The sequence below is a fragment of the Paenibacillus darwinianus genome, from assembly GCF_000598065.1.
Lineage (GTDB): Bacteria > Bacillota > Bacilli > Paenibacillales > Paenibacillaceae > Paenibacillus_I > Paenibacillus_I darwinianus.
In genome coordinates, this window is the sequence record NZ_KK082147.1 from 5489 (window position 1) to 14336 (window position 8848).

8 protein-coding genes and 1 pseudogene are annotated in these 8848 nt (G+C 57.2%); 3 read left to right on the forward strand and 6 right to left on the reverse strand.

Annotated features, from left to right (window positions below; translation table 11 throughout):
* Positions 1–346, forward strand: a pseudogene (locus BG52_RS15275) (LTA synthase family protein); the annotation flags it as partial.
* A gap of 75 nt (positions 347–421) precedes the next feature.
* Here BG52_RS15275 and BG52_RS05745 read toward each other — a convergent pair.
* Together BG52_RS05745 and BG52_RS16615 are read right to left on the reverse strand one after the other, a co-directional pair.
* Positions 422–709, reverse strand: coding sequence for a 6TM ABC transporter family protein (locus tag BG52_RS05745; protein ID WP_036581039.1), 288 nt, complete (start codon positions 707–709; stop codon positions 422–424).
* Positions 710–812: 103 nt separating this feature from the next.
* Positions 813–941 carry a hypothetical protein gene (locus tag BG52_RS16615; RefSeq protein ID WP_263280387.1) on the reverse strand — a complete coding sequence of 43 codons (129 nt, stop codon included), beginning with the start codon at positions 939–941 and terminating at the stop codon, positions 813–815.
* A gap of 142 nt (positions 942–1083) precedes the next feature.
* On the opposite strand from BG52_RS16615, the gene BG52_RS14810 reads away from it, so the two are divergent.
* Together BG52_RS14810 and BG52_RS05755 are read left to right on the forward strand one after the other, a co-directional pair.
* Entirely contained in the window at positions 1084–2538 is a 1455-nt protein-coding gene (locus BG52_RS14810) for an ATP-binding protein (RefSeq protein WP_051587672.1), read from the forward strand.
* Positions 2539–2609: 71 nt separating this feature from the next.
* Complete coding sequence (locus BG52_RS05755; protein WP_036581041.1) at positions 2610–3527, forward strand: hypothetical protein; 918 nt, start codon at positions 2610–2612, stop codon at positions 3525–3527.
* A 99-nt stretch (positions 3528–3626) separates the two neighbouring features.
* On the opposite strand, the gene BG52_RS05760 is transcribed toward BG52_RS05755, so the two are convergent.
* The 4 genes from BG52_RS05760 to BG52_RS05775 all read right to left on the reverse strand — a co-directional run.
* Complete coding sequence (locus BG52_RS05760) at positions 3627–5273, reverse strand: glycoside hydrolase family 13 protein (protein WP_036581043.1); 1647 nt, start codon at positions 5271–5273, stop codon at positions 3627–3629.
* 112 nt (positions 5274–5385) lie between these two features.
* Entirely contained in the window at positions 5386–6474 is a 1089-nt protein-coding gene (locus BG52_RS05765; protein WP_036581044.1) for a carbohydrate ABC transporter permease, read from the reverse strand.
* Positions 6475–7557 carry a carbohydrate ABC transporter permease gene (locus BG52_RS05770; RefSeq protein ID WP_036581046.1) on the reverse strand — a complete coding sequence of 361 codons (1083 nt, stop codon included), beginning with the start codon at positions 7555–7557 and terminating at the stop codon, positions 6475–6477.
* A gap of 72 nt (positions 7558–7629) precedes the next feature.
* Positions 7630–8848: ABC transporter substrate-binding protein (locus BG52_RS05775; protein ID WP_036581114.1), on the reverse strand; the 1219-nt coding region annotated here is incomplete at its 5' end.

Consider the following 8848-nt stretch of genomic DNA (forward strand, 5'->3'; position numbering starts at 1 on the left):
CGAGCCGAAGGAGCTGTCGCAGATCGGCGGCCAAAGCGACATCATGCCGACTGTCGCGAATTTGGCCGGCGTGCCGCTGGATTACACCGTCACGTTCGGGCAGGATTTGCTGAACGCCACCTCCAATCTGCTGCCGATTCGTTACTATCTGCCGTCGGGCTCCTTTATCAACGACCGCGTCCTCTATGTGCCGGGAACCGGCTACGAGGACGGCCAAGTGTACCCGCTGCCCGGCGAGGAAACGGCCACGCTTCAAAAAGATACGACCAAGGAGCAGTTCATGCGGTCGTTGGAGCTGCTGCGAATGTCGAACAGCTACATCGAACGTCTGCCCGACCGCAAATGAAGTTTGTGCAGCCTTGTTGTTCCCCTGACTGAGCTTGGCTGTGCGCGGCGGCTCTCCGGTAAGCATACGGCCGGCTCATGCAGACCGCCCGGCAGCCTTTCCACGAAGTCTGCGGCTCCCATCGGCTGCGCTGAAAATGTAGAACGTGACATACACGGCAACCGCAAGGCCGATCAGCAGCCATACCGTCCTCATCAGGCTTGCTTCGGTCAGCGTGCCGCTGCGGATGCTGTCGATAACGCTTCCGATTATCCGGGGAGCGATCGTATTCAGCAGCGTGCTGACGACCATCAGAATAATGGCGGCCGTATAAACCGGCCATTTTGTGCGGAAAAACCAACGCATTTTATAAAGGAACGACATTACGGTCTCCTCTCCCGGCCTCGGTTCGAGGCCTGCGCCGCTTTCGCACTTTGTGAATTAAATCACATATTAAATGCACGATTCGTTTTATAATGGAGCAAGCCTACCATTCCCATCCGGAGGGATCCCAAATCTCACGCTGCTTCTCCTCCGCAAGCAATATGCTTAATCCGCCGCCGGCCATGCAATCCGCTCCGCCGTCCGCAGCGCTGACCCTCTCAATGTAAACCACACCGGATACTCCGTCAACCGCTCCCAGAGCAGGTATCCGTTCCCACCTGGACTTTGATCCGACGGAGAGGATGTCTTTTTATCGTTGAAAACGAATGTCGCCTGATAGATAATAGAGGAAAACGAATACAGGGAGATTCTGGATGAATTCCGAGGATAATGTTGCATTTCAATACTATCGAGACGCGTTCTACGCGGATTTCTTCGGAAAAGCGGTCATCGATTCGTCCGGTCGCTGGCTTCTTGCGAATCGTTCCTTCCTTCGCATGGCCGGCTTCGAGGCGCATCAATTGGAAAAGCATACCGCATTCGACCTGTTTCCCGGCGTCGGCGAAGTGATTCGGAGCCTTCACCTGGACGGCCGGACAAACGCGACGCTGGATTGCCCGTATACGCCGCCGGCCGGCGACCAACGCTATATTCGCATCCGGATTGACGAGAGCGGCGCATCTGCGGACGCTGCGGGCGCTCCCCGGCGATTCCTGCTTCATTTGTCGGATATAACCGATTCAAGAAAAGCCGAGCAAGAGTCGGCTCACCTTCGCGCGCATCTGGACCTCATTCTGGACACCATAGTTGAAGGCGTGTACGGCTTTGACACCAATGCGCGGGCCCGGTACTGGAATGCGGCGGCCGAGAAGATGACCGGCTATTCCGCGGACGACCTGAGCCACATCCCGTTGCTTAAGCTGATCTCGCCGCCCGCACCCGAGGACGGAATGCCGGCGCGCGAAAGGAACGACGCTTATGCGGTATCAGCGCATGCGCAAGCCGCGGACGTTCAGCACGGTATTTTCCGCCGCAAGGACGGTACCTCTTTCCCTGCCGAATACAAGGTGCATCCCGTTATGGACGGGGGGAAATCGATCGGAACCCTGATTGCCTTCACCGATAAAACCGAACGGATCAAATCGGACGAGCTGATCCTGCAGTCCGAGAAGCTGGCGGCAGCCGGGCAGCTGGCGGCGGGCATCGCGCATGAGATCCGAAACCCTTTGACCTCGCTCAAAGGGTTTCTGCAGCTGTTCAATTCGGGCGGCGCCAGCCAGTCGAAGCGCGAAGCTTATGTGTCCATCATGAACGACGAGCTGAACCGAATCGAGCAAATTTTAAGCGAGCTGCTGGTGCTGTCGAAGCCGCAAACCGTCCAGTTCGTGAGGAAGCGTCTGTCGGCGCTCGTGGATCAGGTCGTCTCCCTGATGCAGCCGCTGGCCATATTGAAGAATGTCGAAATCAACGTCCAGCCGATGAGCGAAATGATATTCGTCTACTGCGACGACAACCAGATCAAGCAGATTCTGCTCAACCTCATGAAAAACGGGATTGAGTCGATGCCGCAGGGCGGCTGGCTGACGATCGCCATGGAAGCCGACTCCGACCAGGTTGCCATCATCATCACGGATACGGGCGTCGGCATCCCCGAGCACAAGCTGCCGAGGCTTGGAGAGCCGTTCTTCACCACCAAGGAGAACGGAACCGGCCTCGGTCTGATGGTCAGCTACAAGCTGATCGAAAACCACAACGGCCGAATTCACGTGCAGAGCCGGCTGCATGAAGGCACGACGTTCACCGTAACGCTGCCGCGCGATATGAAATAAAACGCCGTGACGGAGACGCTGTTTACGCGGGCCTTTCCGTACACGTATACTTAGACTGAGGTGAACACAGTATGGAAGACGACATCAAGCGAGCGTATGAGACGCTCGGCTTGCAGGAGAACGCGCCCAAAGAGGACGTCGAGAAACGATACGGCCTCCTTCTGCGGCAGGCCCGCGCCCGTCAAATGCGCCAGGAAACGGACCATGCCGACGATGACTTCAGCGCGGTCAATCGCGCCTATCGCTTGATCACGGATCGGGAGAACCATCAAGCCGTTTCCGCCCTAAACGACGAGCAATACGGCAGATATAAGCGGTTTGCCGGCCTGGCCGAGAAGCTGGATCATTTTTTCCGGTATTATAAATGGCATCTGATCGGCGCGATCGCCGCCGTTGCGCTGGTGATCTATGGGATAACGGCGTACTCGGACCAACGGGCCGAGCAAGCCCGATTAGCCGCCCTTCCGCCGGCCGATTTGACCGGAACGATCCTCGGCCAATTTTATTTGCCGCAAGACACGCCCGACACGGTACCGGTCGAAGCGGCCATTCTCGGTCAAATGCCGGAGTGGCAGCGGGTTGAGTTCGATTTGCTCAGCTTCAACATGGAGGGGCAAAGCCAGATCGACATGGCCATGCAGCAGAAGGTGATCGTTCAGTTGGCGACGGAAAGGCCCGACGTGTATCTGCTCGACCGGAACACCTTCGACTGGTTTGTCCGCAACGGTGTGCTGATGAATCTCGACGCCGAAGCGGAAGGACGTCTCAAGGGGCTCCTGACGGAAGACACAGCCGTCAAAGCAGCTGCGAAGGACGATACGTCGGAGCATGTGTATGGTATAGACGTAAGCCGCAGCGTTTACGCCAACGCTCTGCCACTGGTCAAGAACAGCATGGTGATCGGGGTTCGGGTCGACTCCAAGAACGCCAACAATGCGCTGCTCCTCATCGAGCGTTACCTGCGGCAGATTCCCGGAAACGAAAATTGAATATTTGCGGACGCGCCAGCGAAGCAGCAGGAAAAGGCGGTGCCCGAAGCGGATCAATCCGCTTCGGGCACCGCCTTTATCGCTTGGCCCAATCCTATCCTAGAACTCATATATCAGCGCTTCGTAAGGCCGCAGCTCAAGCTTCCCTTCGGCGCGCCGCTCCCGCGGCGCGTCGGCGTAATTGCCGAGCACAAGACGCAGCGAGCCCTTGCCGCCGGCAGCTTCAACCGCCGCAAAGCTGTTGGCCTTCGTGTCATGGTTAAGCACCACAAGCCAACGAACCCCCTCATGGCTGCGCACATACGCATACACATGGGGATCGTCTCCGCTGATGTCGGTGAAATCGCCATAGACCATCACCGGACACTTTTTGCGAAGCGCAATCAGTTCCCTATAATAATGCAGCACGGAGGCCGGCTCCGCTTCCGCCCGCTCGACGTTAATCGACCGGTAGTTCGGATTTACCTTGATCCACGGCTCACCGTCCGTAAAGCCCGCATGGCGCGCATCGTTCCACTGCATCGGAGAACGCGAATTGTCGCGGCTCAGCGGCTGCAGTGAACGCAGCACTTCGGCCGGATTGCGGCCTTTGCCAACCTCCTCCGCATACCGGTTCAGCATCGCAATGTCCTGATACTCGCCGATATTGTCGTAACGGACACCGGTCATCCCGATCTCTTCGCCTTGGTAAATGTACGGGATGCCGGGCAGCGTATGCACGAGCGTGCCGAGCAGCTTGGCGCTTTCGACCCGGTATTCGCCATCGTTGCCGTAGCGCGTGACCTGGCGCGCATGGTCGTGGTTGTTCAGAAACTGCGAGCCAAAGCCGCGTCCGCTGAGCGCCTGCGCCCATGTGCGCTGGATGCGCTTGAAGCGCACCATGTCCCACTCCGGCATTTCGTCCGCCACCTCGAAATGAAACAGCGTGTTAAGCTCCTTGCGCTCCTCGCCCACGAACAGCGGTCCGGTGTCCGGCGTCGCAAACGCCACCTCGCCGACCGTCATAATGTCGTAGCGGCTGAATACCTCCCGGTTCATCTCTTGCAAATATTCGTGCAAGCCGGGGTTATGCGTCAGATAACGAATATCGTGCGGATCGCCCGCATCCTCGAACTGCTCCGGCTTCGCCAGCAGCGCCAGCGCGTCGAGGCGCAGTCCGTCGATTCCTTTGTCGAGCCAGAACCGCAGCATGCGGTACATCTCTTCTCGAACCTCCGGATTGGCCCAGTTCAGGTCCGGCTGCTCGATCGCGAACGAATGCATATAATATTGGCCTGTTCCTTCGTCCAATTCCCAGGAGGAAGGGTTGAAATAAGACCGCCAGTTCGTCGGGACCCCGCCATCCTTGGGGTCGCGCCAGATGTACCAATCGCGTTTCGGATCGTCCTTCGAGGAACGCGAAGCCTTGAACCAGGGATGCTGATCGGATGTATGATTCAGCACAACATCCATCATCAGCTTCATGCCGCGCGCATGCGTCTCGGCGAGCAGCTTGTCGAATTCGGCCATCGTGCCGGCCCGCTCCATGACCGCGTAATAATCGGACACGTCATATCCGTTGTCTTTGTCCGGTGACGCATTGAACGGATTCAACCATACCATCGTAACACCCAGCGACTGAATGTAATCGAGCTTCTCGATGACGCCCTTCAAATCGCCGTAGCCGTCGCCGTCCGTATCCAGAAAGCTCCGCCAGTATACCTGATAAACAACCGATTCCTTCCACCAAGCTGGCTTGCCCAGCATTGTCCATCTCTCCCTCTATACAACCCCCGTAACATGACGCGGCGCTCCGAAGCTATGCCGCGCACAGACCGGGGACCCATTAATTCCCTATCCGTTGCGATTCTTCTCTGTATTAGCCTTTTACCGAGCCTCCGAGCATCCCGCGGACGAAATAGCGCTGCAGGGCAAAAAACACGGTCAGCGGCATCAGCATCGATACGAACGCGGCCGCCGTCAGCAGCTGCCAATCGTTGCCCCTGGAGCCGACCAGGTTGGCGATCTTCATCGACATGACCTGAACTTCGGGCTGGCTGCCGAGGAATATGAGCGACACCAGATAATCGTTCCATACCCACAGGAACTGGAAAATGCTGATCGAAGCCAAAGCCGGAACCGACAAGGGCAGAATGAGCCGGCTGAAAATCGTAAAGTTCGTCGCGCCGTCCATGAATGCCGACTCGAAAATATCCTTCGGCAGCTGGCTGATCGACGTATACATAAAATAGGTGATCAGCGGCAGGCCGAATGCCGTATGCGCAAGCCAGATGCCGAAATACGTCCCGTTCAGGCCAAGGCTCGTGTAGTCGCGCAGAATCGGAATGAGCGCCACCTGCAGCGGCACGACGAGCAGCGCAATAATGACGACGAACAGCGTCCGGCGTCCCGGAAACCGTAGCCATGCGAAGGCGTATGCCGCGAAAGACGCAATAAAAATCGGAATGACGGTGGCCGGGATGGTAACAGCGATCGTGTTCCAGAACGACTGGGACATGCCGCTGCCCTGCTCCGTCTTGACGCTGCCGTCCGGCATCGTAATCTTGTACTGCTTGCCTCCGAGCACCGTCTCATAGTTCTGCGTCGTGAAGCTTGAGATCCAGGCCCATTCCTTCTCCTGCACATTGATCAGCCGCTGGCGGCGGTTTTCCCAGACCAGCAGCTGGCCGTCGCGCTCCACGCCTTCGCGGAGCTGAACGTCCGAATAAGTCATGCCTTCGACCGAAATCGGCCCCCGCAGGTCCGTATCGCGCGGCAGCTCGATCTGAGCAACCGTCGTCCATTCTTTATGCGGGAAAATGTTCCACCAGCCGGTGGACAGAATGTCTGCGGCCGGCCGGAACGACGATACGAGCAACCCGAACGTCGGGACGGCCCAAATCACACAAATGATCGCCAGCACGGTATTGACAAGCCACTTTGATTTGCGGACTCCTTTGCGTTTCATTTAGAACCCTCCCTCTTTGCGGAATTGACGCAGGTTGATAATGATGACCGGAATGACCGCAATCAGCAGCACGATGGCCAGCGTCGAGCCGTAGCCCGCATTCTGGTACATGAAGAGCTGCCGGTAAAATTGCGTTGCGACCACCTCGGTGTTGTACTGGCCGCCGGTCATGATCATGACCACGTCGAATATTTTGAGCGTGAAGACGATGATCGTCGTCGTAACGGACAGCAGCGTGCCCGAGATGTAAGGAATCATGATGCTGAAAAAGATGCGGAATTCGCCGGCCCCGTCCATGCGCGCCGCCTCCAGCATATCCTCCGGAATGCTCTTGATCGCGGCAGAGAAAATAACCATCGCAAAGCCGGTTTGCATCCAGATCAGGATGACGATCAGGAACAGATTGTTCCAGGGCTGGATCATGCTGAGCCAGGCCTGCGGCTCGCCCCCGAACGCCACGACAATCGCGTTCAGCAAACCGATCTGCTGCTGCTCGGGCTGGTAATAATAGATGAATTTCCAGATCACGCCTGCGGCGACGAACGAGATCGCCATCGGCATGAAAATAATGCCCTTGGCCAGCTTCTCGAAGCTGCTCCGGTCGGCCAGAATGGCGATGAGCAAGCCGAGGCTGACGCACGCAACCGTTCCGAATGCCACCCACAGCAGGTTGTTTCGCAGAGCGGTGACGAGCAGCCGGTCCGTGAATACCGCAGCATAGTTGCTCAATCCGACGAAATCGACTGAAGAGGCGTCGAAGAAGCTTAACCAGAACGTCCGGATCGTCGGCAGCACGAGCAGCCAGCCGAGCAGCAGGACGGCCGGACCAATAAAGACAAAAGGCAATAATCTCCGCTGCCATTGATCCGGATACTGCTCGACCATCCAGTTGAAGGACCAGTAGATCGAATAGATACCCAGCGCACCCCATAGTACTGCCAATACCGCATTGGCTACCGGCGGAAGCCCGGAATCGCGAAAAAACATAAAAATCAGCCAATGAATGGCGATATTAAGAGCCGGCACCAATAAGGTTACCAAGAGCAGACGCAGAGCATTGCCTTTTTTCGTCTGCAATTCCATATCATTTCCCCCTCATAGGATAGGGCAGGGCCGCCCGCCTAAGCGGGACGGCCCAACCGCATCCATTCATTCTTATTTCCAGCCTGCTTGAATTTCGGACAGCGCCGTATCCAGATCGGCCGCGCCGCTGACATAGTCGGTCATGCCCTTCCAGAACGTACCCGCGCCTACGGAGCCCGGCATCAGGTCGGAGCCGTCAAAACGAATCGTCGTAGCGGTGCCGAGGAAATCGGCCATTTTGCGTTCCGCTTCGTTCGCGTACCAGGACGGATCGGCGCCGTTCATCGGTGCCGTTACGCCGCCGGACTGGATCCACGTCTTAAGCGAGTCGGCTGTCGTGAAAAACTCCATTACCGCGCGAACTTCAGGGCGGTCGTTAAACATCGCGTAGATATCGCCGGAGATCAGCGCCGGCGTGCCGTACTGCTCATCGATCGCAGGCAGCGGGAACCAATCGAAATCTTCAGGCGTCAAGCCTTCCGGGAAGAAGCTCGTAATGAAGCCCGCTTGGCGGTGCAGCCATGCTTTCGGCGGGTTCTCGTAAACCGGCTTTACCGCGTCGCCGAAGCTGGTGGTCGCAATCGACTTGCGGCCGCCGTATACGTAATCCTCGTTAAACCAGATTTCCGACATTTTTTCCGCTGCATTCTTCACGATCGGATCGGTGAATTTCAGCTCGCCGTTAACCCATTTGTCATAGTTTTCAGGCGTCGTGGTGCGGAGCATGATGTCTTCCATCCAGTCCGTTGCCACCCAGCCGGTAGCCGTGCCGGATTCGATGCCGATACTCCAGGCCGGATCGCCGTCTGCGGCGATTTGGTCGGACAGCTTCTTCAGCTCATCCCACGTCTTCGGAATCGTGTATCCCGCTTCCTCAAACGCTTTCTTGTTGTACCACACCAGGCTCTTCACGCTGGAACGCGCCCATACGCCTGCCATTATATCGCCGTTCGGACCTGCCATCGTGCCCATGTCCAGCCAGCTTTGCGCGTACTGCTTGTTCAGGTACTCGTCGCTCAGAAACGACTTCACGTCGACGACTTTGCCGTCTTTAACAAAGCCTTTAAGCAGACCTGGCTGCGGGAAGTCCGCGATGTCCGGCGCATTGCCGCCGTTCACGCGAACGGCGATCGTCGCTTCGAACTCCTTGGAGCCTTCATAGGCAATGTCGATACCCGTTTTTTCTTCGAATGCCTTGATCGACTCGTTGAACTTCACTTCGTCCGCATCGGCGAACGGACCGAACATCGTTACCTTTTTACCTTTGAAGTCGCCGTTCATGGCTTGCTCG